General features: G+C 37.8%; 19 protein-coding genes and 1 other annotated feature. Of the genes, 7 read left to right on the forward strand and 12 right to left on the reverse strand.

Annotation, left to right across the window (positions count from 1 at the left end):
* Positions 1-541 precede the first annotated feature (541 nt).
* The 3 genes from V2145_RS15485 to V2145_RS15495 all read left to right on the forward strand — a co-directional run bounded on the left by V2145_RS15485 (position 542) and on the right by V2145_RS15495 (position 5,569).
* Positions 542-1,765, forward strand: coding sequence for an efflux RND transporter periplasmic adaptor subunit (locus V2145_RS15485; protein WP_330987992.1), 1,224 nt, complete (start codon positions 542-544; stop codon positions 1,763-1,765).
* The gene (locus tag V2145_RS15490; protein ID WP_131887349.1) at positions 1,752-4,841 is read left to right on the forward strand and encodes an efflux RND transporter permease subunit; all 3,090 of its coding nucleotides are present in this window, start codon (positions 1,752-1,754) and stop codon (positions 4,839-4,841) included. Before V2145_RS15485 ends, V2145_RS15490 begins: the two co-directional genes overlap by 14 nt.
* A gap of 152 nt (positions 4,842-4,993) precedes the next feature.
* The gene (locus V2145_RS15495) at positions 4,994-5,569 is read left to right on the forward strand and encodes a GNAT family N-acetyltransferase (protein WP_094913051.1); all 576 of its coding nucleotides are present in this window, start codon (positions 4,994-4,996) and stop codon (positions 5,567-5,569) included.
* A gap of 259 nt (positions 5,570-5,828) precedes the next feature.
* Here the strand turns inward: V2145_RS15495 and V2145_RS15500 are convergent, their stop codons facing one another.
* The 5 genes from V2145_RS15500 to V2145_RS15520 all read right to left on the reverse strand — a co-directional run bounded on the left by V2145_RS15500 (position 5,829) and on the right by V2145_RS15520 (position 11,428).
* Positions 5,829-6,746, reverse strand: a complete 918-nt coding sequence (locus V2145_RS15500) for an ABC transporter ATP-binding protein (RefSeq protein WP_131887350.1) — start codon at positions 6,744-6,746, stop codon at positions 5,829-5,831.
* Between the two features lies 1 nt (position 6,747).
* Positions 6,748-7,818 (reverse strand): ABC transporter ATP-binding protein, encoded by a 1,071-nt coding sequence (locus V2145_RS15505; RefSeq protein ID WP_094913053.1) that lies wholly within the window; start codon positions 7,816-7,818, stop codon positions 6,748-6,750.
* A gap of 13 nt (positions 7,819-7,831) precedes the next feature.
* Entirely contained in the window at positions 7,832-8,749 is a 918-nt protein-coding gene (locus V2145_RS15510; RefSeq protein WP_131887351.1) for an ABC transporter permease, read from the reverse strand.
* A 6-nt stretch (positions 8,750-8,755) separates the two neighbouring features.
* On the reverse strand, positions 8,756-9,691 hold the full coding sequence (locus tag V2145_RS15515; RefSeq protein WP_131887352.1) for an ABC transporter permease: 936 nt from the start codon (positions 9,689-9,691) through the stop codon (positions 8,756-8,758).
* Between the two features lie 96 nt (positions 9,692-9,787).
* Positions 9,788-11,428 carry a peptide ABC transporter substrate-binding protein gene (locus tag V2145_RS15520; RefSeq protein WP_311859289.1) on the reverse strand — a complete coding sequence of 547 codons (1,641 nt, stop codon included), beginning with the start codon at positions 11,426-11,428 and terminating at the stop codon, positions 9,788-9,790.
* Between the two features lie 536 nt (positions 11,429-11,964).
* Positions 11,965-12,163, forward strand: a binding site (T-box leader).
* A 56-nt stretch (positions 12,164-12,219) separates the two neighbouring features.
* On the opposite strand from V2145_RS15520, the gene trpS reads away from it, so the two are divergent.
* A complete protein-coding gene (gene trpS, locus V2145_RS15525; RefSeq protein WP_025908155.1) occupies positions 12,220-13,206 on the forward strand; it encodes a tryptophan--tRNA ligase in 987 nt (328 codons plus the stop codon).
* A gap of 44 nt (positions 13,207-13,250) precedes the next feature.
* Here the strand turns inward: trpS and V2145_RS15530 are convergent, their stop codons facing one another.
* The 3 genes from V2145_RS15530 to V2145_RS15540 form a co-directional block, all read right to left on the reverse strand.
* Complete coding sequence (locus V2145_RS15530) at positions 13,251-14,000, reverse strand: YjbA family protein (protein ID WP_094913054.1); 750 nt, start codon at positions 13,998-14,000, stop codon at positions 13,251-13,253.
* Positions 14,001-14,196: 196 nt separating this feature from the next.
* Positions 14,197-14,967, reverse strand: coding sequence for a DUF2268 domain-containing protein (locus V2145_RS15535; protein ID WP_311859292.1), 771 nt, complete (start codon positions 14,965-14,967; stop codon positions 14,197-14,199).
* Between the two features lie 317 nt (positions 14,968-15,284).
* Positions 15,285-15,995, reverse strand: coding sequence for a GntR family transcriptional regulator (locus V2145_RS15540; protein ID WP_094912827.1), 711 nt, complete (start codon positions 15,993-15,995; stop codon positions 15,285-15,287).
* Between the two features lie 216 nt (positions 15,996-16,211).
* On the opposite strand from V2145_RS15540, the gene V2145_RS15545 reads away from it, so the two are divergent.
* On the forward strand, positions 16,212-18,113 hold the full coding sequence (locus V2145_RS15545; RefSeq protein WP_131887355.1) for a beta-glucoside-specific PTS transporter subunit IIABC: 1,902 nt from the start codon (positions 16,212-16,214) through the stop codon (positions 18,111-18,113).
* 13 nt (positions 18,114-18,126) lie between these two features.
* Positions 18,127-19,566: a 6-phospho-beta-glucosidase BglA gene (bglA, locus tag V2145_RS15550; protein WP_330987993.1), complete on the forward strand. Its 1,440-nt coding sequence runs from the start codon at positions 18,127-18,129 to the stop codon at positions 19,564-19,566.
* A gap of 46 nt (positions 19,567-19,612) precedes the next feature.
* On the opposite strand, the gene fabF is transcribed toward bglA, so the two are convergent.
* Together fabF and V2145_RS15560 are read right to left on the reverse strand one after the other, a co-directional pair.
* Positions 19,613-20,854 (reverse strand): beta-ketoacyl-ACP synthase II, encoded by a 1,242-nt coding sequence (gene fabF, locus V2145_RS15555; RefSeq protein ID WP_094912830.1) that lies wholly within the window; start codon positions 20,852-20,854, stop codon positions 19,613-19,615.
* Positions 20,855-20,888: 34 nt separating this feature from the next.
* Positions 20,889-21,827, reverse strand: a complete 939-nt coding sequence (locus V2145_RS15560) for a beta-ketoacyl-ACP synthase III (protein ID WP_210610962.1) — start codon at positions 21,825-21,827, stop codon at positions 20,889-20,891.
* A 276-nt stretch (positions 21,828-22,103) separates the two neighbouring features.
* On the opposite strand from V2145_RS15560, the gene V2145_RS15565 reads away from it, so the two are divergent.
* Complete coding sequence (locus tag V2145_RS15565; RefSeq protein ID WP_094912832.1) at positions 22,104-22,295, forward strand: hypothetical protein; 192 nt, start codon at positions 22,104-22,106, stop codon at positions 22,293-22,295.
* A gap of 17 nt (positions 22,296-22,312) precedes the next feature.
* Here the strand turns inward: V2145_RS15565 and V2145_RS15570 are convergent, their stop codons facing one another.
* Together V2145_RS15570 and V2145_RS15575 are read right to left on the reverse strand one after the other, a co-directional pair.
* The gene (locus tag V2145_RS15570) at positions 22,313-22,504 is read right to left on the reverse strand and encodes a ComZ family protein (protein WP_179289286.1); all 192 of its coding nucleotides are present in this window, start codon (positions 22,502-22,504) and stop codon (positions 22,313-22,315) included.
* A 115-nt stretch (positions 22,505-22,619) separates the two neighbouring features.
* A complete protein-coding gene (locus V2145_RS15575) occupies positions 22,620-23,519 on the reverse strand; it encodes an NAD-dependent epimerase/dehydratase family protein (protein WP_256993398.1) in 900 nt (299 codons plus the stop codon).
* Between the last annotated feature and the right edge of the window lie 35 nt (positions 23,520-23,554).

The following is a 23,554-nucleotide window of genomic DNA, read 5'->3' on the forward strand; positions in this document are numbered from 1 at the left end:
ATCATAATCGGTCATAATGGGCAAAAACCTTAGCTTTAAGTTGTTTTGCTTTATACTAACATCGTGCTGTTTTATAAAAAATTAACGATTGTAAATAGTTAATGACTGATAATGAAAATCGATATTATTTTATAATTACTTTAAATAAGATAATATCTATTTTGCATTATACTACAATTTTTATTGAAATGGTATCCTTATTTTATTGTGCAAAACCATTTTTAAAATCTGTCATTAATTATTTACCACATTACTAATACGTTCAAACCTCGAATTAAGTTTCAAATTTTTTATTTGTTCACTTTTTTGTCAAACTTTTATTTGTTTCCTTTCGCAATGTAGATCATAGATTTGGATTTTTTGTTACATAAGCACCTTATGACGCGAAATAATAGAAGGATATGTGTATATTAAAAGATAGGTATTCGTCAATCTTTGCATGACTTTTGTCAAAAAGAATCATAATTTTATAAGAAATAACATGCAAACCGAGACGTGTAGTTTATTATGACGAAATTTAGGCCAACGAGGTGATTTACACATGAAAATCTTGCAGCTTAGCGCTGTGGCAACTGTTTTATTATTAGCAGCTTGTGCTCCGCAAGAAATTACTACTGAAGATACGAAAGATAACGTACCGGTAGTAGAAACAGCAAAAGTTTCAAAAAGTGACTTAGTCAACACCACTGAACTATCGGGAATAGCGATGCCTTCAAAACAAGTCCCTATTCTAACAGCAAATCCCTTAAACGTAGAAAAAGTTCATGTTAAAGTAGGTGATACTGTCCAAAAAGGTGATCTGCTCGTGTCTTTAGATGCTTCAGAAGCAACTAAACAACTTAATGAAGCTAGACAAGCAGCTGCTGATATTGATAAAGCAGTTAAAGAAGCGGAAGCCAAGGCTATCCCTGACCAATCACAGGAACTTCAACAGGCTCAAAAAGAGCTTGAGGCCTCAATGAACAAATCAGAATCTTTATTAGAAGAAGCGCAAAGCGGAGATGTATCCTCTTCTGATTTAGTACAAAGTGGACTTGAAGTTTCATTAAAGCAAGCAAAGTTAGCTCAAAAGTCGCTGTCACAAATTTCATTAACTCCTGATATGCTTCCGCAGTTAAAGCAACAAAAACAGCAAGCAAATCAAGCAGTTGCCCAGGCTGAACAGATTGTTGCATCTACTCGATTAACCGCTCCAATAAGCGGAACAATTGCGGATGTCAGTGCTGTTGAAAATGGAATTGCGGCTCCTAATACTCCACTGATGACGGTCATCGATCAATCAAACGTGGATGCTACCTTTCAAGTTAACAGCTATCAAGTATCACAATTAAAAGCTGGAAACCCAATTAAACTTACATTTGACGGAGTAACCCAAGAATTTACTAGTACGATTTCAACTGTGTCTCCTACCGCTGATCCTGAAACTGGACTTTTTACAGTAAAAGCACCTATTGAAAATGCAAAGAACCAAGTAAAAGGTGGTATGAAAGCAACCGGTGAAGTAACGATTGATTCTTTATCAGATGCATTAGTCATTCCATCCAGCGCTATTTCCTACGATGAAGAACAAGCGTATGTATACATTGTTAATGGAAAAAAAGCGGTTAAAACACCTATCACATTAGGGTTTACAAATGATGATCAGTACCAAGTTGTCGATGGTTTAAAAGCCAATGATATCGTTGTTACTGATGGAAAAGACCAGATACAAGACGGCAATGAAGTAAAGCAACGAGCGAGTGAAGAACAAGATGAAAATAGTTAAGCTATCAGTTCTTCGCCCTGTTGCCATGTCAATGGTTCTTGTTCTTCTTCTCATCCTTGGCGGCGTTAGTGGAAGAAATATGCCCGTTGATTTATTTCCTGAGTTAACTTTCCCTGTAGCTGCTGTGACCGCTACATATGACGGAGCGGGACCAAAAGAAATTGAAAACCTGCTTGCAGAACCACTTGAAAGTTCGATGAGTACGCTTCCTAATGTTGAAAGCGTACGATCTGTCTCTCAAAATGGTGGCGTACTCGTGCTTGTTTCGTTTACCTGGGGAACCGATATGAACTTCGCTACGTTAAATATGCGCGAGCGGATCGACATGGCGCGCGAAGCTTTACCTGAAGGTGCTTCCCTACCGCGAGTCATGCGATTTGATCCAAGTGATTTACCAATTGTTCAACTCTCACTAACAAGTGAAAGCGAGCAAAGCCTTGAAGATTTAAAACGAATTGCAGAAGAAGATATTAAAGCTGCTCTAGATGGAGCTGATGGCGTTGCATCCGTTACGGTATCGGGCGGAGCTGAAAAAGAAATTTTACTAACACTTGATCAGCAAAAGATGTCCTCTTATAACTTAACCTTGCAAGATCTTCAACAAATCATCGGATCAGAAAACTTAAATTTACCGGCTGGTAATGTTCAAGATCAAAATCAAAACTTACCAATAAGGATTACAGGGCAATTTACTTCAATTGAAGATATCAAAGAGCTTCCAATTCCTACACAATCCGGTGTTATTAAGCTCGAAAACTTAGCGGAGATAAAAGAAGATTATGCAGAATCCGACCAACTCAGCTATTTAAATGGAAAAGAAGCTGTAGGAATCTCGGTTTTAAAGCAATCAGGCGCAAATACAGTTTCCGTAGCAAACGAAATTGATAATAGATTGAAAGAGCTAAACAAAACGCTTCCTGAAGGAATAAAAATAGATACAATTTTGGATCAAAGTGACTTTATTAATCAGTCCATTAAATCCGTATCATCCAATATGATTGTTGGAAGCATTTTAGCATCTATTATCCTGTATCTATTTCTACGAAATCTTCGTAGTACAATTATTATTGGCCTTGCGATTCCCCTTTCAATTGTCACGACCTTTGTATTTATGTATTTTAGCGGTCAGACCCTTAACTTACTGACATTAGGTGGACTGGCTCTTGGAATTGGGATGATGGTAGATAACGCTATCGTTATTCTTGAAAATATTTTCCGGCTTCGAAAACAAGGATTATCAAAAAAGGATGCGGCCATTCAAGGGACAAATCAAGTTGGAACAGCTATTATTGCTTCTACTCTAACAACAGTTGTTGTCTTTTTGCCAATTGTATTCGTAGATGGACTGGCTGCACAGCTCTTTAAACCGTTAGCTTTAGTCATAAGCTTTTCATTGCTTGCATCTTTATTTACAGCTTTAATTATTGTACCGCTGTTTTCTTCACTGTTCCTTAAATTAACAACACGTGAAAAAGAACAAAGAGATACAGACGGAAAGTTGTTTGGTAAAGTAAAACATTTTTATAAACAAAGATTAGATACCGCTTTACGCCATCCGAAGAAAACAGTTGGTGCAGTCTTACTTCTATTTGCTTTATCCTTTGCAGGAATTCCTTTTATCGGAACAGAATTCCTTCCTGCTCAAGATCAAAGTACGGTTTCCGTTACAGCTAAGCTACCTCAAGGAACAGCCTTAGAAGCAACCTATGAGAAAACGGAAGAGATTAATGAAGTTCTTAAAGGTATTCCAGAGGTTAACTTATCATCCGTTACCGTAGGTGGGTCGAATAACTTTTCTGGCTCCGCTGGGTCCAATACCAATCAAGCTACGTATAATATTTTATTAAAGCCTATAGGTGAGCGAAATCGTTCAGATAAAGAAGTTGCGGATGAAATCCGCAATAAGCTTAAAGACATCCCAAGCGTTGATGCAACCGTATCAGCAAGTGACGGAGGCTTTACGGGTGACCCAATTTCTCTTGAAATCTCAGGTCCTGATCTCGATGAGTTAGTTCGAATCTCAGATCAAACTGTTGATATTTTATCGAAAATTGATGGGGTTAGGGAACCGGAGTCAAGCTATAACGATGGTAACCCTGAAGTTGTGATTTCAATCAATCGTGATAAAGCATCGCAGTATGGAATTGGAAGCGCACAAATCTCAAACGCAATCTCAGAAGCTACACAAGGCGTTGTGGCTAGTCAACTTGCACGTGACGGCGAAGAGCTAAACGTCCGTTTATTAATTGATCGCAAAGATACAGCGTCAACATCTGACTTAGAAAATTTATTGATTAAATCGCCAACTGGTTCAACAGTTCCTCTAAAGGCAGTTGCTGATATATCTAGAGGACAAGGTCCATCGCAAATTACGCGTGAAGATCGCTTGCGAGAAATTCGCGTGACAGCTGATATTATTGGACGTGACCTTGGCAGTATTACAGATGACATTGAAAAGCAGCTAAAAAGCGAAATTTCATTACCGAATAAACAATATAAAATTGTATTTGGTGGTCAAAATGAACAAATGAATGATGCTTTTTATAAACTTTCACTAGCATTAGCTCTAGCGGTTGTACTTGTTTATATGGTCATGGCCGGTCAGTTTGAGTCCTTCTTGTATCCATTTATCATTATGCTTTCCGTTCCTTTAACTTTTATTGGAATTATAAGCGGATTACTGATTACCAATCAACCTTTAGGCGTAGGCTCTTTAATTGGAATTTTGATTTTGACAGGTATTGTTGTAAACAACGCGATTGTGTTGGTCGATTATTTACAGCAGCTTCGTAAAGAAGGATACGAATTAAAAGAAGCGATTTTACTTGCAGGCCCAACGAGGCTTCGTCCTATTTTAATGACAACACTTACGACGATTATCGGTCTAATTCCTCTTACATTAGGTATTGGGGAAGGAACAGAATTACAGCAGCCAATGGCAATTGTCATTGTGTTTGGACTAAGCTTTGCGACTGTTATTACGCTAATTTTCATTCCAGTCATTTACTACCTGGTTGAAAAGCGAAAGCTGAAAAAGAAAGCAAAAAAAGAACAAAATTTGATTGAGGAAGGCTAACCTTCTACTCTTAAACCACTCATTCTGATGACTAACAACTTAGTCACCGTTATGAGTGGTTTTTCTATTTATATTGTCGTTTATTTTAAAGAAAAACGGGTAACTCTAAAAAGAAAACAAAGTGAGTCACTTAATCCCAAAGGAGCGGTATGATGAATTGGTATGAAAAGTTAAGTCAATACTTTCCTATAGAAGAAATGAAATCAAAGAAGCATTTAGAGCTATTACTAAGTGAGCAAAGTGAGATTTACAACAAAGACGAAGGTCCTCACCACGTCTTGATGTATGTCGAGACAGATGAATTTATCTTTGTTGACTACTTATTTGTGTCAAAAGATGCACGAGGGCAAGGTTTAGGTGGAAAGTTAATCAATAAGCTGAAAGATCACCACAAGCCTATTATCTTAGAAGTTGAGCCTGTCGATTATGCGGATTCAGACACTGAAAAACGTCTTCACTTCTATAAAAGAGAAGGCTTTAAGCACGCGACTTCTATTGGCTACAAACGTCGATCTCTAGCGACAAACGAAGTCAACCAGATGGAAATTCTCTACTGGTCTCCCTCTGAAGAAAGCGAAGAAAGCATTTTAAATAGCATGAAAAAAACGTATGAATTAATTCACACTTACAAGGATAAAGAAATTTACGGAGAAAAATATCAACCTGTTGAAGAAGTGTTAGTATTAGATAAAAATCGTCAAGATGCAGATATTCTATCTGAGCTGTAATTTCTTTAAAAGGGAACTATATAACTATTGTTCCCTTTTTATATTTATACAAGAAAACAGAATAAACAGTCGAATAAACCGAGATAAAAAGAAGAAGAAGATGCATAAAGAAAGCGATATTATAAATTTCTGAAAATTTATAATAGTATTTAAATCTACTTTCATGTATAATACTTTTAAAGTAAGATGTCAGAGTATGTAACATAATTTCCTTATCTTATACAAGTAGAAAAAACGACCTCTTGTGAGATCGTTTTTATCAACTCGTATATTTAGCAAACTCAGTTTGTGAGCAAGATACGTAGTGCCCTGGTGATACTTCGCGAAGTTCAGGTTCTTCACCATCATAATTATGAATACTTGGATCATATACTTGGCGCAGGCGCGTACGCTCACTATCTGGATCCGGCAATGGAATTGCTGACAGCAATGCTTTTGTATAAGGATGAATTGGGTTGCGGTATAGCTCTTCGCTTGTCGCAAGCTCTACAATTTTGCCTTGATACATTACGCCGATACGATCGCTAATGTACTTTACCATTGAAAGGTCATGGGCGATAAATAAGTATGTTAATCCACGTTCACGCTGTAGCTTCTTCATTAAGTTAACAACCTGAGCTTGAATTGATACGTCAAGTGCTGAGATTGGCTCATCCGCAATAATGAAGTCTGGTTCAACAGCTAACGCGCGAGCAATTCCAATCCTTTGGCGTTGTCCACCACTAAATTCATGAGGATAGCGGTTTGCATGTTCTCGGTTTAACCCTACTGTTTCAAGAAGCGCTTGAACTTTTTTCATACGCTCTTCTTTACTTGTTGCTAAACCGTGAATATCAATTCCTTCTGCAATAATGTCAGCTACCGTCATACGCGGATTTAGTGATGCATATGGATCTTGGAAAATCATTTGCATTTTACGGTTGAATTTCTTTAATTCTGATTTTGACTTACGACCGTGAACATTTTCACCGTTAAATAGCACTTCACCATCCGTTGCGTTATAAAGGCGAATAATAGTACGACCTGTTGTTGATTTACCACAACCAGACTCTCCTACAAGACCTAATGTTTCACCTTTGTAGATGTCGAATGTCAGACCATCAACAGCCTTAATCGTCCCTTTTGATGTTGGAAAGTGCTGCTTTAAATTTTTAATTTCGAGTAACTTTTCAGCCATCTTATTCACCTTCCTTTCCGGATAAAACTGGTTTTGTATAAGTCCCTTTAACCGGACGCATACGGTTTACCACAGATGCTGGTGGTTCTACCTTTGGCGCGTCTGGATGTAATAACCATGTTTTCGCATAGTGTGTATCTGATACTTGAAACATTGGTGGTTCTTGCTCAAAATCAATTTTCATCGCATATGGATTACGCGGAGCAAACGCATCACCTTTTGGTGGGTTAGTTAAATCTGGTGGTGTCCCTGGAATCGCAGCTAGCTCTTCTTTTGTATCGCTGTCAAGGCTAGGCATTGATGCAAGTAGTCCCCATGTATAAGGATGCTGTGGGTTATAGAATACTTCATCCACTGTACCCGTCTCGACGATTTGACCAGCATACATAACAGCAACGCGATCTGCAACGTTAGCCACTACTCCTAAGTCATGCGTAATGAAAATAATAGATGTATTTGTTTTCTTTTGAATTTCTTTCATTAACTCTAAAATTTGAGCTTGAATTGTTACGTCAAGAGCTGTTGTTGGCTCATCGGCAATTAATAGCTTTGGATCTGATGCCAATGCCATTGCAATTACAACACGCTGCCTCATACCACCACTGAACTCATGAGGATATTGGTTAACACGCTGGTTTGGGAACGGTATACCAACAAGCTTTAATAGCTCAATTGCACGCTCTTTTGCTTGTGCTTTGGACATCTTAGAATGCTTAACAAGCACTTCAGAGATTTGACTACCAACTTTCATTGTTGGGTTTAAAGATGTCATCGGGTCTTGGAAAATCATCCCGATATCTTTCCCGCGGATTGCTTCCATCTGTTTATCTGTTTTCTGTACAAGATCGACACCGTCAAATAAAATTTGACCTTTATTAATTCGGCCTGGTGGCATTGGAATAAGGCGCATAATTGTTTGTGATGTTACACTTTTTCCTGAGCCCGACTCACCTACAATTGCGAGCGTTTCACCTTTATTTAAGTGGAAGTTAACACCTCGCACAGCTTTAACTTCTCCACCGTATGTTTGGAATGAAACTTCCAAATCTTTTACATCTAATAAACGTGACATAGGTTTCACTTCCTTACTTACGTAGTTTTGGATCTAATGCATCGCGCAGTCCGTCACCAATTACGTTAAATGCTAAGATTGTTAAGCAGATAAACGTTGCTGGGAAGAATAAACGCCATGGATAGTATTCTAATGCTGGTAATCCATCAGAAGCCATTGTTCCCCAACTTGCAAGAGGTGCAGGAACACCTAGTCCTAAATAACTTAAGAAAGCTTCTGTAAAAATTGCTGATGGAATTGTTAACGTCATTGTTACCAAAATTGGTCCCATCGAGTTTGGAATTAAGTGCTTAAATAAAATTCGTTTTGTATCTGCTCCAAGCGTTTGAGCTGCCATCACGTACTCTTGGTTTTTCAACTGTAGTACTTGTCCACGAACGATACGTGCCATGTTAATCCATCCAGTGATGGTCATCGCAAGAATCATTGTACCTAAACCTTGCTCTAATACAACCATTAAAAGAATAACAAGAAGCAAATATGGAACACCGTATAAAATATCTGCAAAACGCATCATTGCTTCATCTGTACGTCCACCGCGATATCCAGAAATACTTCCCCAAATAACACCGATGAATAAATCAATTAAAGCCGCAGATAAACCGATAAATAACGAGATACGCGCACCTTCCCATGTTCTTGTAAACACATCACGACCAAGGTCATCTGTTCCAAACCAATGTTCTGATGAAGGTGGTTGGTTCGTATTCATTAAGTCATTTGTTTTGTAATCATAAGGCGTCATCATCGGCCCGAAAATTGCCATGAATACTAATAAGGCTAGTAATATAACACCAAACATCGCTAATTTATTTTCTCGAAAGCGCAAGCCTACATCTTTCCAAAATGATAAACTTGGCTTTGAAATCTTCTCTGCTTCGTTTGCATCAACTGATGCTGGTTCAAACATATTTTTTGGAATTTGTTGCATCGCTCGTTACGCTCCTTTCTTTCCGCCGCTTAGCTTAATACGTGGATCAATTAATCCGTATAGGATATCAACGATTAAAACAGACGCTAATAATAAGATACTATAGAAGACCGTTACGCCCATGATAACCGTGTAGTCACGGTTTGTAATGCTTGTTACGAAGTGAAGGCCTAAGCCTGGAATACCAAAGATTTTTTCAATAACGAAACTTCCTGTTAAAATACCTGCTGTCAGTGGTCCAATGTAAGAAACAACTGGTAGCATAGCGTTTCGCATTGCATGCTTCACCGTAATAACTGATTTACTTAAACCTTTTGCTTTTGCTGTTCGAATATAATCATTACTCAGAACTTCAAGCATACTGGAACGCGTTAACCTTGCGATGAACGCCATTGGAGTAGATGCTAAAGCGAGGGCTGGCAAAAATGTATGTGCCCATGATTCCCAACGCGCAACCGGAAAAATCCCTAATTTCATAGCCAGGAAATATTGTAATGCTGTTGCCATGATAAAGCTTGGTACCGATATTCCAAGCACTGCAATAATCATCGCCGTGTAGTCCTGCCATTTATTATGTTTTAAAGCCGAAATGACTCCTAACAGCACTCCAAGTGCAAGCGCTAATAAAATAGCTTCCATTCCTAGCATAAAAGAAACTGGAAAACCGTTGCTAATTAGATCATTAACTGTTTGACCTTTGTATTTAAACGATGGTCCGAAATCAAGGGTTGCAACAGATTTTAGATAGTCGAAGTATTGAACATATAGTGGTTGATCAAACCCGTAGAATTCATTTAGGTTTGCTTGAATTTCTGGTGGAAGCTTTTTCTCTGCTGAGAATGGTCCCCCAGGTGCTGCTCTCATTAAGAAGAACGTTGCTGAAACAATAAGGAAAAGCGATAGGAACATGTACAACAAACGTTTACTAATATATTTAAGCATCGACAAACACCTCCATAATTTAACATTTTTCGCTCTTTAAACAGAAAAGTATATGGGGGTAAGGAATCACCCCCATATACTTGTGAAAACTAGTTATTACTCAAAGTGAGCCCATTTTAACTGGATATCACCTGTAGATAGTACAACAACATCTTTTAAGCTTTCATCTTGAACCCAAGAATCAGTATAGTAATAGATTGGTGCCGCTGGCATTTCATCCATTAAGATTTTTTCTGCTTGTTTTAAGATGTCTAAGCGTTTCTCAACGTCTGTTTCACCGCGAGAAGCATCAATTAGCTTTTTATACTCTGCATTTTCCCAGAACGTATCGTTGTTTCCACCGTCTTTATCTTTGAACATTTCTAAGAATGTAATTGGATCGTTGAAGTCACCAATCCAGCCCATACGTCCAACTTGATAGTTACCTTTTTGTAACTCATCAATGTATACGTTCCACTCTTGGTTATTTAGTTCAACTTTTATACCTAAGTTTTTGCTCCACATATCTTGGATTGCTTGTGCAATCTTTTGGTGGCCTTCATCAGTATTATAAGAAACCTTAATTGCAGGTAATTCAGACATACCTAGTTCTTTTAAACCTTCGTCAAGAAGTTTTTTCGCTTCTTTAACATCAGCATCTTTGAATAGTTCGTTCTTTTCATCACCATATGCTTGTGGTGGAACCATTGCTAATGCTGGAACTTGCTCAGCTTTTGTAACGTTTTCTACAATCGCTTTACGATCAATTGCGTAAGTTAATGCCTTACGAACTTTTGCATTACTTAAAGCTTTTTCTTGAGTGTTAAACTTGTACATGTAAGTACCCGTTTTCACTTCAATATTCAGGTTACCTTTTTCTTTTAACTGAGGAATTGCATCAGTAGGTAATGTACCTAATGGACTACCAGCCCAATCAAGTTCACCTTTATCAAACATTGAAAGTCCAGTATTTGGATCGTTAATCATATACATATTGATTTTTTCAAGTTTTACTGTGTCTTTATCCCAGTAAGTGTCGTTTGCTTCTAATACGATTTCATCGTTGTGCTTCCACTCAGTCATTTTGAATGGTCCGTTTGATACGTAGTTCTCACCAGCATCTGTGTACCATTTGTCGTTTGCTTCAGCAACTTTTTTGTTAACAGGGAAGTACGTATAGAATGCTGTTAACTCTAAGAAATATGGAGTTACGTGATCTAACGTTACCTCTAAAGTTTTATCATCTACGACTTTAACACCGACATCATCGATGCTTCCTTCACCTTTGTGTGCTGCTTCTCCACCTTTTAAGTAGTACATCATTTCAGCATATTGTGATTCGTTCTTAGCATCTAAAACCCATTTCCAAGCATATTCGAAATCTTGTGCTGTTACAGGGTCACCGTTTGTCCATTTTGCATCTTCACGGATTTTGAATGTGTAAGTTAATTTATCCTCACTTACATCGATTGACTCTGCCATTGCTTCTGTAGGCTTCCCGTCTTTATCTAAACGAGTTAAACCTTCAAATGTTTGACGTAATACGTTACCAGATACGCTATCGTTTGCTAAACCTGGATTTAAAGAGAATGGTTCTGTGTTAATGTTTACGCGAAGTGCTTGCTCTTTTGAGCCGTCGCCACTTCCACCTTCTTTGTCTTTGCTGCTACCAGAATCGCTACCGCCGAATCCACACGCAGCCAAGAAAAGACTCATTACCAGCAGCATGCTGAAAAGAATGGATAATCTTTTCTTCATTGAATCTTACCCCCCATTGGAATTGTATGACTGACAAACATAATTTTTAATCATTTTTCAATACAAAATAGTCAGAAAGTTTTTCACCTGGTAGAGCATTAAAGCCCCTGTAGCAAAAAGAATGCCTTAATTCTTAAAACGGTGGTACATGCGTTTATATGTATGCCATTTAGTAAGAAAAGACGTGCTACTTAGTTGTAATAAAACATTTTCTATTTTATATTTTCTGAAAAATTAAGATATTGTAATATCTTTGTAAAAAATATGTTTGTTACGCCTATTATAAATATTTTAAAAATTTATTGCAATACTATTATTTACTGGTATTTTTTTGATACACCCTACAAAAGCCGGTTTTATGAGGATTATGACTTCTTGTCAGACATCTAAAATCTTTTTTGTAGAATAGATATTGCAATAATGTTACAAAAAATATAGCATAAAATGATTTACTTGCAAATGTTTTTTTTTAGGATTTCGGTTTAATTTTTTTAAAAATCGCGTTATAATGGACTACAAACTGAAAAATTTCATACTGTAAAGCGATGAAAAAGAATAGTACATAGTTCCTTCATTTTTAGAGAGTTTGTGGTTGGTGTAAACAAACAGTGAAGCCTATGGAATGGACTTTGGAGCTTTCAAGTGCAAAGCTTGAACGCTAATTGGCGTTATGTAAATGAAGATGATTACTTTGTAATCTAATTAGGGTGGTACCACGGTTTATGCGTCCCTAGCTCCGGCTAGGCTTGCATAAACCTTTTTTATTTTCAAAAAAAGAAAGGAAGTACGCTATGCAAACTATTTTTTCAGGCATACAGCCAAGCGGTACAATTACACTAGGAAACTATATCGGAGCAATGAAACAATTTGTCGAGCTACAAGATGACTATAACTGTCATTTTTGTATTGTTGACCAGCATGCCATTACAGTACCGCAAGATAGACTCGCTCTACGAAAAAATATTCGTAGCCTGGCTGCGCTTTACATTGCAGTTGGTATCGATCCAACAAAGTCAACGCTGTTTATTCAATCAGAAGTTCCAGCTCACACTGAAGCGGGATGGATGCTTCAATGCGTTGCTTATATCGGTGAGCTTGAGCGCATGACGCAGTTCAAAGATAAATCTGCTGGAAAAGAAGCTGTTTCAGCAGGATTATTAACTTACCCACCTTTGATGGCAGCCGATATCTTACTATACAAAACAGATCTAGTACCTGTTGGTGAGGACCAGAAGCAGCATTTAGAATTAACGCGCGACTTAGCTGAACGCTTCAACAAAAAATACAATGATATCTTTACAATTCCTGAAGTGCGCATTCCGAAGGTAGGAGCGCGTGTGATGTCTCTTCAAGAACCAACGAAAAAAATGAGTAAATCAGATCCAAACCAAAAAGCGTTCATTACCATTCTGGATGAGCCAAAAGTTATTGAAAAGAAAATTAAAAGTGCTGTTACGGATTCAGAAGGCATCGTACGTTTTGACAAAGAAAACAAGCCTGGAATTTCAAACTTAATGAGTATTTATTCAATCCTTGGAAATGTATCGATTGAGGAAATCGAAAGAATGTATGATGGAAAAGGATACGGTGACTTTAAAGCGGACACAGCAAAAGTTGTTGTAGAAGCACTTGCACCGATTCAGCAGCGTTACTATGAACTAATTGATTCAGAAGAGTTAGACCAGATACTAGATGCTGGTGCTGAAAAAGCGAATTTCGTAGCTAATAAAATGTTGCGTAAAATGCGCAATGCTATGGGACTAGGACGCAAACGATAAAACACATGATAAAAAAGCTGTGCAGGAAAACCTGCACAGCTTTTTTAATTTACTTTTGGCTCTTGCTCAATTTCCCAAAGCTTTTCAAAGAAAGGTTGTCCTTTAATTAGATGCTCACATAATTGCCTGTGCTTTGATGACCATCCTCGCTTTGTTTCTTCATAGAGCTTGGACCAGACGTCTTCAAATGACATAATTTGAATTTCTTCGTATTCCGTTGGATTCCACTCTGTATACCAATAGCGAATTTGAGCTGTGTTTTTCGTTGTATGTAATTGATCTAATGCCATAAACAACAGCTGTTTTAACTGACGCTCTTTTCGAGTTAACCCACTCATTGTTACAGGTGATGGCGATAAAATATGATATTCTTTGCCCACCAATTCAGATTCTGTAAATTTATAATCGATTACTTCTTGATCAGCAATCATTTCATACACCAGCTGTTCCTGTCTTGGAATAAGCCTGCTTTTACGAATTGGAATTTGATACCCCATTGTATCTACTGCCAGGATATTCGTTCCATCTGTTACAATAAAGCAATACTCTACTTGCGTACGCTCATGATTTTTCCGAATATAAGCTTTTTGATAAACATCTTGTAGTAACTGTTGAGGTAATTCGGAAAGATCATTTTCAATATAACTGAATAATAAAGGACTTACTTTTAACAACGGCGCTTGATCTAGCAACTCCACACAATCATCTTTTCGCCATTCATGAAAATGACAAACATTGTAACCATTTTCTTCGCCTTCAAACCAATTAACCCATACATCATGAAGATATAGCATTTTTTACCCCTCACTTACTAACTGTTTGTTACCCCTCAGTATAGGCAGACAAAGGAAGTTTTATTCCAAAACATACTATTTTCTTTCTAATTTTTTCAAAGCTTTTTGTATCGTTATTTTCTTTCTTTTTTCAAGTTTCTACTATTATATAATGTGTTTGTCAGACCTTCTGACAAACACATATATCGATTTCATTTTAAAAAGTTGATTTACTTAAAATTTCTTCTGATGTAAGCTGAAAAAATTGTTTTGTGTTATATCCAAACTGCTGAGATATTTTGTTAATCATTTGATAGCCGATATTGTACCCTAGCATTGTTGGGTACCACTTATGACCATATAATAAATCATCGTATTTTTTATCACGAGGTGTTAATTTTATATATTCCTCTACATACTTGTTCCAAAACCTTTTTACTTCTTCATACGTATAATAAGCTGTCCAAGGCGCTAGATATGCTTTTCCACAATACTCGTTTACGGCCAATTCAGCTAAGCCTTCCATCAGCATAGCATCTAACAACGTAATAGTTCGATCACTTTTTTTCATCTGCATTAACCGACAAGCATGATGATATTCATGTGTCAAAACAGAGAGGACTTCTTCATCAGTCGTTTGAGTAGTGAGCAGTACGAAGATTTTATCTGTAAACGCTACTCCTGCTCTACCATGAAATTCCCTTTGCATTTTATGATTATGAGGATTGCTGGGCAGCAAAAATACCGGTATATCTGGCCCTCCCCACTCATGCTTCAAGAGTTCAAATTTTCTCTTTATCTTTTTCCATAGAGTACGCCTTTCCCCTATTTTTTTCAATTCACTCATGAAGGTTGATGAAGGTGGACACATCCCATATCCGACTAAAACATCTAAGAATTTGTCTTTTGATAAACCTTTAAAATAGCGTTCAAGGCGGGTCACAACTTCCTTTTCATTTGTCCATTTTAACGTAGCGACAATCGGCATTATATCACCTTCAATTTAAATTACTGTCGCTTTCATCTTATGTAGTAGACGTTTTTTTGGTCTCTATATTTAAGCATAAAAAAGAAGCTGGGATATAACAAAACAAATCTTCAACCAGACGAAGACTCCCTTTTCTCACTTCTTTACGTTGTCAGAACATGTTTGTTTCATTGCACTACGGCCGCTCGCTTCATTCCTCTGTGTTTCCAAAATCATTTTCACAACCAATAAAAAACCTAAACGAATAAAAGTGAGAAACTCTCAATCGCTTAGGTTTATCATTAGCTGAATTACTTATGTACCAGCCTCTTTTCATCTTAAAAAATATGAGTAGTTGCTTGAATAAAGAACTGGGATTGCTGATAGTTATACGTTACCTTTGAAAAATCGAAAGGCTGACCATTTGCTAAATGAAACACAGTTTCAATAGACATTGCGGGATCATCCTTGTAAAGTTTTAAATGATGAGCTACCTCTTCTGTTAGCTTCCCAACATGCACGTACAAATCTGAAAATCCAATCCTTAATCCCAATGCTTCTTGAAGATAGTTAAAAATAGACTCTGATACAATCTCTTTATTCAAATATGTAACAATGTTTTTATTATAAAAAGACTCTTCCAAACATAACGCTTGCCCATTGATATAACGAATTCGCTTGATATAGTAAACATCTTCCTCTACATCAATATTTAAGTTAAGTGCTACCTCTTGAGTTGGTTTTCTTACTTCTAACTCCAAGACTTCAGATGTTAAACGAAAACCTTCTAATTCACTTGTAAACCCTTGATTTGAAAGCAAACTAATATAGCCTTTTCGTCTATGTCTTCTTACAAAAATACCGCTCCCTCGAACTTGAAACACAACGCCTTTTTTCTCTAATAAATCCAATGCTTTAGTAATTGTGCTCTTGCTAACGGTAAACTTTGTCATTAAATCTTCTAATACCGGCAGCTTATCTCCCTGTTGAAGCTTATTCTCTTCAATATACTTTTCAATGTGAATTGCAATTTGTTGATACTTAACCATACAACATTCCTCTTTAACTTAGACTATTTTCCACAAGCTTTAGTAAAGTTCTTACCCAAAATATTTTTTCTAAATTTATTGTACGACAATTATATCATAAAAGAAAAAAGAATTACTCCACCCATTATATATATACAATATAATTATTTATGTATTGATAAATTGTATCGATACAATTATAATGTAAGCGTATACTAAATCGAAAGGGAGATTTATATGGGGGGAAAAATAAGAGATTACCGTAAGCTTGCAGGAGATATTGTGGAAGCAGTTGGTGGTGAAGATAACATCATTAGCGCGACTCGCTGCGCAACTCGGCTTCGAATTGTATTAAAACGATCGCAATCAGATGCTAAGCGTAAGGTTGCTGCAATGCCTGGCGTTATTACAGTCGTTGAAAACAGCGGACAATTTCAAGTGGTTATTGGTCAACACGTCGGGGAAGTATATGACGAATTTATCGGCTTAGTCAATATTGAAACAAATGAAGAATCTCAGGAGAATAAAGGAACTATTTTAAACCGAATTATTGCGACTATGTCCGCAGTATTCGCACCTTTTATTTATATTTTGGCTGCTGCGGGTATTTTGCAAGGGACGCTTATTTTAGTTAACTTGGCTTGGGAAAGCTTTGCCGCGACCGGGACTTACCAAGTATTGAGCTTTTTATCTTGGGCCCCATTCACTTTTCTACCAATCTTTATTGCCATTACCGCATCCAAGCATTTTAAAACAAACATGTATATTGCAGTTGCTTGTTGCGCTGCGCTCGTTAGTCCGACATGGGCAGAAATGGCAGCAAGCATCGCAGACGGGAATACTATTACGTTTTTAAATTTACCTTTAACAGAAACTGTGTATACGTCTTCTGTTTTACCACCGTTATTTTTAGTTTGGATTTTGTCTTATGTTGAGAAGTTCTTAAATAAGCAAATTAACGTTATCGTTCGACCATTATTTGTACCATTGCTGTGCATGGTCATCATGGTTCCTCTAACAATCTTGTTAATTGGTCCAGCTTCAACAATGGGAGCTAATGGAATTGCAAACGGATACAACTTTTTAGCAGAAAATGTCCCTGCTTTAGCCGGAGCAATTATCGGAGGTTTTTGGCAAGCAATCGTTATTTTTGGCGTCCATTGGGGTGTAACGCCAATGGTGCTGGCTAACTTCGATCAATACGGCAGAGATTCTTTCCAAGCATATCAAACCATTGCGGTTATTGCTCAGGTTGGTGCTGTACTTGGGGTATTCTTAAAAGCAAAAAGTCAGGAAGTGAAAAAAGTAGGTGTCTCTGCTGGCATTACAGGTATTTTTGGTATCACAGAGCCGGCCATTTATGGAGTTAACCTTCGCTTTAAAAAGCCATTTATTTTTGGATGCTTATCAGGTGCGACCGGAGCGGTTGTAGCAAGCTTTTTTAATCCATATTATTTTGCATATGCAGGTTTACCAGGTCCTCTAACACTTGTAAATGGTATCAGTTCAGACTACCCAAGTTCCATTTGGGGAATTTTAATTGGAAGTGCTATCGCAATTATTATGCCAATTGTTCTTATTCAAATTTTTGGTTTTGGTGAAGATACTGCAACAGACGGTGCGGACAGCAATGCTATTGAAAATCAAGAGGTAGCAGCCGCTTCAGACAGTCAAACAATGAATAAAGATGAAGAAATGACGAGCCCAATGACCGGAAAAGTCATTCCTTTATCACAAGTTCCTGACGAAGTATTCAGCTCTGGTGCCATGGGTGAAGGAATAGCAATTGAACCTTCTGATAACAAACTTGTTGCTCCATTTGACGGTGCTGTTATCATGATTGCACCATCAAAGCACGCTATAGGCCTTCGTTCAGACAGCGGTATTGAACTTTTGATTCATATCGGTCTAGATACTGTAACCCTAGACGGACAACCGTTTACTTTACATGTTAAAGATGGAGATAAAGTAAAAAAGGGCGATTTAATAGCTGAATTTGACCTTGAATCTATTAAACAAGCAAACTTAAAAACGATTACGCCAATCATCATTACAAATTCACATGCTTATAAAAAAGTCATTGCTGAAGATGTTCAATCCAGCACAGTAACAACAAACCTATTTACCATTGTGAAATAAGGAGGAAATAACAATGAAGAACATGCCAAAGAACTTTTTATGGGGAGGCGCTTTAGCTGCGCATCAATTTGAAGGTGGGTGGAACGCCGGAGGCAAAGGACCGAGCGTTGTGGATGTCTTAACAGCGGGCGCACATGGCGTACCGCGTCGAATTACTGACAAAGTTGAAGAAAATGAGTTTTATCCAAATCATGAAGCGATTGATTTTTACCATCGTTACAAAGAAGATATCGCTTTATTTGCTGAAATGGGCTTAAAATGCCTTCGCACATCAATTGGATGGAGTCGCATCTTCCCTTGTGGTGATGAAGAAGAGCCAAATGAAGAAGGATTAGCATTTTATGATAACGTTTTTGATGAACTACTAAAACACGGTATTGAACCTGTTATCACTCTATCTCATTTCGAAATGCCACTTCATTTAGCGCGAGAATACGGCGGATTCCGCAGCAGAAAAGTAGTTGACCATTTTGCTAAATTCGCAGAAGTATGCTTCAAACGTTATGAACATAAAGTGAAGTATTGGATGACTTTTAATGAAATCAACAACAAAATGGACGTGAATAACCCCCTATTTTTATGGACGAATTCAGGAGTAATCGTTAAAGAAGGAGAAAACGCAAAAGAAATTATGTATCAAGCTGGACACCATGAGCTATTAGCTAGTGCTTTAGCTGTGGCAAAAGGAAAAGAAATCAATCCTGAATTCCAAATTGGTGCCATGGTTTCACATGTTCCTATCTACCCTTATTCTTCTAATCCAGAAGATGTAATGTTAGCTGAAGAAGAAATGAGACAGCGCTACTTCTTCCCAGATGTTCAAGTTCGCGGTTATTATCCAAGCTATGCTTTAAAAGAATTCGAAAGAGAAGGCTATCATATTCCATTTGAAGACGGAGATTCAGAGATTTTAAAGAACGGTAAAGTTGATTATCTAGGATTTAGCTACTATATGTCTACCACTGTAAAAAGTGATGTTCAAAACGACAATACTGGTGACGTTGTGAACGGTGGATTACCGAACAGCGTTGAAAATCCATACATCGAGTCAAGTGACTGGGGCTGGGCAATTGATCCTACTGGCTTAAGATATACGTTAAACCGCTTTTATGATCTCTACCAAATCCCATTATTCATTGTCGAAAATGGCTTTGGCGCTATCGATACGCTAGAAGAAGATGGATCAATTCATGACGCTCAGCGAATTGATTATTTAAAATCTCATATTGAAGCTCTTGAAAAAGCCGTTACGTATGATGGAGTGGACTTACTTGGATATACACCTTGGGGAATTATTGATATCGTGTCCTTTACAACAGGCGAAATGAAAAAGCGCTACGGTATGATTTATGTCGATCGTGACAATGACGGAAATGGTTCAATGAAACGCTTGAAAAAAGATTCATTCAACTGGTATAAGCAAGTTATTCAAACAAATGGTGAAAAGTTATAAGAATGGACATAGAAAAACACAGCGGCTAAACCGCTGTGTTTTTTAATTAAGCTTCATATTTTTTAAAGATAATTGTTGCGTTGTGACCGCCAAAGCCTAAAGAGTTACTTAATACTGCCTTAACTTCTTGCTTTCTAGCTTTATTTGGAACATAGTCTAAATCGCACTCTTCATCAGGGGTTACATAATTGATTGTTGGTGGAATAATACCATCAGCAATTGCTTTTACGCTAAAGATTGCTTCGACACCACCAGCTGCCCCTAGCAAATGACCTGTCATTGATTTTGTCGAGCTGATTGCTACTGATTTAGCATACTCTCCAAACACTTCTTTAATCGCCATTGTTTCAAACTTGTCGTTGTACTCAGTGCTTGTACCGTGAGCATTGATGTAGCTGATATCTTGTGGTTCAAGACCTGCATCAGAGATGGCTTTTTTCATCGCGCGAACGCCGCCTTCTCCTCCTGGAGCTGGCGCTGTGATATGATGCGCGTCGCCTGTAGAACCATAGCCAACAATTTCTGCATATATGCGTGCACCGCGTGCTAGCGCATGTTCAAGCTCTTCCAATACAACAATTCCTGCACCTTCACCCATGATAAAGCCATCACGGTCTTTATCAAAAGGACGACAAGCTTTTTCTGGATCTGGATTAGTGGATAGCGCTTTGTTTGCACAGAAACCAGCGATTGACAGCTTTGTGATTGGCGCTTCTGTTCCGCCCGTAATCATCACATCAGCATCTCCGCGCTGAATAACTTTAAACGCATCTCCGATTGAGTTTGTACCAGTTGCACATGCCGTCACGGTACAAGAGTTTACGCCTTTTGCACCTAGAGCAATCGATACTTGACCAGTAGCCATATCCGGAATCATCATTGGAATAAAGAATGGACTTACGCGACGCTGACCTTTTGAAAGCAATGTTTCAAACTGGTTTTCGAACGTTTCCATTCCACCAATTCCAGACCCAATCCAGACTCCTACGTTTGGTGCGATTTCATCTGTGATGTTTAAGTCTGCATCTTTAACTGCCATTAGAGACGCTGCTAATGCATACTGCGTAAAGCGGTCCATTTTGCGTGCATCTTTTTTATCGATAAACTCCTCAACATTAAAATCTTTTAATTCCGCAGCTACTTTGGCAGGAAATTCTTCTGGATTTAAGCGAGTTAATGGACCGATACCTGATACACCTGCAACTGCATTTTCCCAAGTTGTGTCCACGTTATTTCCTAATGGCGTTACCGCTCCAAGACCTGTTACAACAACACGTTTATTACTCATGTTAGCTTCATCTCCTTCAAAAAATTATCTACAATTATCTTCCCCATCTAATTGCGATTGCCCCCCATGTAAGGCCACCGCCAAAACCTACCATTACAAGTAGATCATCATCTTTAATTTTACCTTGCTCCAACTCATGCACAATTGAAATCGGAATTGACGCAGCAGATGTATTTCCGTAGTACTGAATCGTTTTTGACATCTTTTCTTCTGGTAAATCTAATCGCTGCCTTGATGCTTCCATAATACGAATGTTCGCTTGGTGTGGAATTAAGAAATCCACATCTTCTTTTGATAACCCAGCTTTATCAAGAACATTAATAGCTGATTCACCCATTTGACGTACCGCAAATTTAAATACTTCTCGGCCGTTCATGATGATGTGATCATGTTCATTTTGATATAGGTGCTTTCCACCTGTACCATCTGAACCTAGTTCAAATGATAGAATGCCTCGACCTTCTGATACAGGTCCAACAACAACCGCGCCAGCACCGTCACCAAATAACACGGCAGTATTACGATCGTTCCAGTCTGTAATCTTTGAAAGTTTTTCAACACCAACCACTAAGACATTTTTATAAGCATTCGTTTCAATGAACTGTTTTGCAGTAATGACGCCATACATAAAGCCCGCACAAGCTGCGCTCACATCATAAGCTGCTGCTTTTTTCGCTCCTAGCTTTTCTTGTAACATACAAGAAACGGTTGGAAACGGTTGGTCTGGTGTTACCGTTGCGACGATGATCATATCAAGATCTTCAGCTGAGATATTTGCATCTTCTAGTGCCTTCACTGCCGCTTTATACGCTAAATCAGATGTATCTTCATTGTCTGCAGCGATTCGTCTTTCCTGAATACCCGTTCTTGTACGAATCCACTCATCTGAAGTATCAACCATTTTTTCAAGGTCAAAGTTTGTTAAAATTTTTTCTGGTACATAGCGTCCAATTCCAATTACACCAGCGTTCATACTCTTCACTCCTTTTATAGAAGATGTGGGAACTACACACCTTAACGACTGCCTTTATGGAACAAAGCAGCCTCTTTTTGATCAATCCTCGCTACTAAGATGATCGTTTCTATATCTTTTACAGTTTATATAATCAAATATTATGAGTTGGTACTAATTTTACTTCATTTTTTATTTTTTGTCTATATAGGTGTTTGTCCTAGTCGAATTTAATCGCTTCTACATATAGTGTTTATACGCAATGTTTTTACTCTTACCAAGAAAGGATGAGCCAACATGGCGCGCAGACGCTCACCTGACTTTTTCTCACAAGTGATGTTTGGTCGTTCTCCTAAGCAAGAGGAAGAAAAAGTAGACTGGGAATCCTTGCTTGCTCAAATCGATGAGATTATCGTTTCAATCGATGAATTAGCTCCTCTGCTTCTGGAGCTTTCTCCACTGCTTGATCGCTTCCTCGACAAAAAATAACAGTCCACTCTGGACTGTTATTTTTCATTCTGTTCTTTTAACGCGTCTTCTTTACCAAGTTCATAAGCATCGTTCATTACTTTTGTTAGAAGCCCCAGAACTGGTTGAACATGCTCCATAGATAGTTCTACGCCTGTTTGATCTAAAATCTCTTTTGCTTCTGGTAAATACTTCATTGCGATTTGCATAAACTGCATTTGTTGTTCCATTATTCTTTCTCCTTCATAATAAAAATCTATTCTTTCGTTTCACATTTTATATTAGCGATTATTATGCAAAAGCACAACCAGTACAGCTTCTCCTTTTACTCACTCATGAACATCTTTAAAAGAATGTTCTCATATGCCTTCTTTGAGCGCGAATTCCCTCTTTTAAAGTTGTTTTTGTTTCATAGTTTAAAAGTGTTTTTGCTTTTTTACTATACTCGTAAACTTCGTGTCGATTATTTTCCTCCACGTAGTCTTTATTCAGCAACTGTGCACCATGCTCCCATTTTTCTATTTTGGGGTCAAGTAAGTGAATTACTTCATTTCCATTTGTTTTTTCTTCTTTACATTTTAAAAAGGCAGGTACAACATCTTCAATATACGCAATATAGTCGGTACCTTCTCTTATATCCGCTGGCTTTTGGTTACTTAATAGCTGTGAATAATACATGGAAAGCGGCTGCCACGGGCCATACAAGCTGGGGATTCGGACAATAATGCACGTTAACCCCTTGTCTCGATACTTATTAATAAGCTGCTCAAACTGGAGAAAGAGGCGCCCTTCACTATTGTCAGGTTCAGGTTTTGTTTCTTCTCTTACCTTTAACTGTTTTTTTCCAAATACGCGTAAAGATGATGTCAAGATTAGCTTAGTATGAGTTTGAATGCACTTTTTTACTACATCACGCAGCGTTTGATATGCATTGTTCATCTCTTCTCGTAAAAAATCATCATGATAAAAATCGCCACCGTCAAAGTATGCAAAGTATACAGCATCTGTTTCGAATGTAATCATATCTAGAACATCATGATCTGTTCGCTTTTCAAAATTAGCATTCCGTCCTAACAGCAACCCCATTTCATTTTGCAAACTTGTTTCAGAATTATGAGCTTTATGAACAGATCCACTCACTTCTTCTCCATTTTCTAACAGCGCCGTACAAAGGTGGAACCCCAAAAAACGGTTCGCTCCTATCACTACACAATTCCCCATTTCTTCTCCCCCAGTCTTATTCATAAAAAAAGCCCCTATGATATGTATAATCATAGGAG

The sequence above is a fragment of the Priestia sp. GS2 genome (genome assembly GCF_036409025.1).
Taxonomy (GTDB): Bacteria; Bacillota; Bacilli; order Bacillales; family Bacillaceae_H; genus Priestia; species Priestia aryabhattai_A.

Excerpts from the sequence above, each read along its gene's own strand:
- V2145_RS15485 (WP_330987992.1), top strand. The coding sequence starts at position 542 with ATGAAAATCTTGCAGCTTAGCGCTGTGGCAACTGTTTTATTATTAGCA.
- V2145_RS15490 (WP_131887349.1), top strand. The coding sequence starts at position 1,752 with ATGAAAATAGTTAAGCTATCAGTTCTTCGCCCTGTTGCCATGTCAATG.
- V2145_RS15495 (WP_094913051.1), top strand. The coding sequence starts at position 4,994 with ATGAATTGGTATGAAAAGTTAAGTCAATACTTTCCTATAGAAGAAATG.
- V2145_RS15500 (WP_131887350.1), bottom strand. The coding sequence starts at position 6,746 with ATGGCTGAAAAGTTACTCGAAATTAAAAATTTAAAGCAGCACTTTCCA.
- V2145_RS15505 (WP_094913053.1), bottom strand. The coding sequence starts at position 7,818 with ATGTCACGTTTATTAGATGTAAAAGATTTGGAAGTTTCATTCCAAACA.
- V2145_RS15510 (WP_131887351.1), bottom strand. The coding sequence starts at position 8,749 with ATGCAACAAATTCCAAAAAATATGTTTGAACCAGCATCAGTTGATGCA.
- V2145_RS15515 (WP_131887352.1), bottom strand. The coding sequence starts at position 9,691 with ATGCTTAAATATATTAGTAAACGTTTGTTGTACATGTTCCTATCGCTT.
- V2145_RS15520 (WP_311859289.1), bottom strand. The coding sequence starts at position 11,428 with ATGAAGAAAAGATTATCCATTCTTTTCAGCATGCTGCTGGTAATGAGT.
- trpS (WP_025908155.1), top strand. The coding sequence starts at position 12,220 with ATGCAAACTATTTTTTCAGGCATACAGCCAAGCGGTACAATTACACTA.
- V2145_RS15530 (WP_094913054.1), bottom strand. The coding sequence starts at position 14,000 with ATGCTATATCTTCATGATGTATGGGTTAATTGGTTTGAAGGCGAAGAA.
- V2145_RS15535 (WP_311859292.1), bottom strand. The coding sequence starts at position 14,967 with ATGCCGATTGTCGCTACGTTAAAATGGACAAATGAAAAGGAAGTTGTG.
- V2145_RS15540 (WP_094912827.1), bottom strand. The coding sequence starts at position 15,995 with ATGGTTAAGTATCAACAAATTGCAATTCACATTGAAAAGTATATTGAA.
- V2145_RS15545 (WP_131887355.1), top strand. The coding sequence starts at position 16,212 with ATGGGGGGAAAAATAAGAGATTACCGTAAGCTTGCAGGAGATATTGTG.
- bglA (WP_330987993.1), top strand. The coding sequence starts at position 18,127 with ATGAAGAACATGCCAAAGAACTTTTTATGGGGAGGCGCTTTAGCTGCG.
- fabF (WP_094912830.1), bottom strand. The coding sequence starts at position 20,854 with ATGAGTAATAAACGTGTTGTTGTAACAGGTCTTGGAGCGGTAACGCCA.
- V2145_RS15560 (WP_210610962.1), bottom strand. The coding sequence starts at position 21,827 with ATGAACGCTGGTGTAATTGGAATTGGACGCTATGTACCAGAAAAAATT.
- V2145_RS15565 (WP_094912832.1), top strand. The coding sequence starts at position 22,104 with ATGGCGCGCAGACGCTCACCTGACTTTTTCTCACAAGTGATGTTTGGT.
- V2145_RS15570 (WP_179289286.1), bottom strand. The coding sequence starts at position 22,504 with ATGGAACAACAAATGCAGTTTATGCAAATCGCAATGAAGTATTTACCA.
- V2145_RS15575 (WP_256993398.1), bottom strand. The coding sequence starts at position 23,519 with ATGAATAAGACTGGGGGAGAAGAAATGGGGAATTGTGTAGTGATAGGA.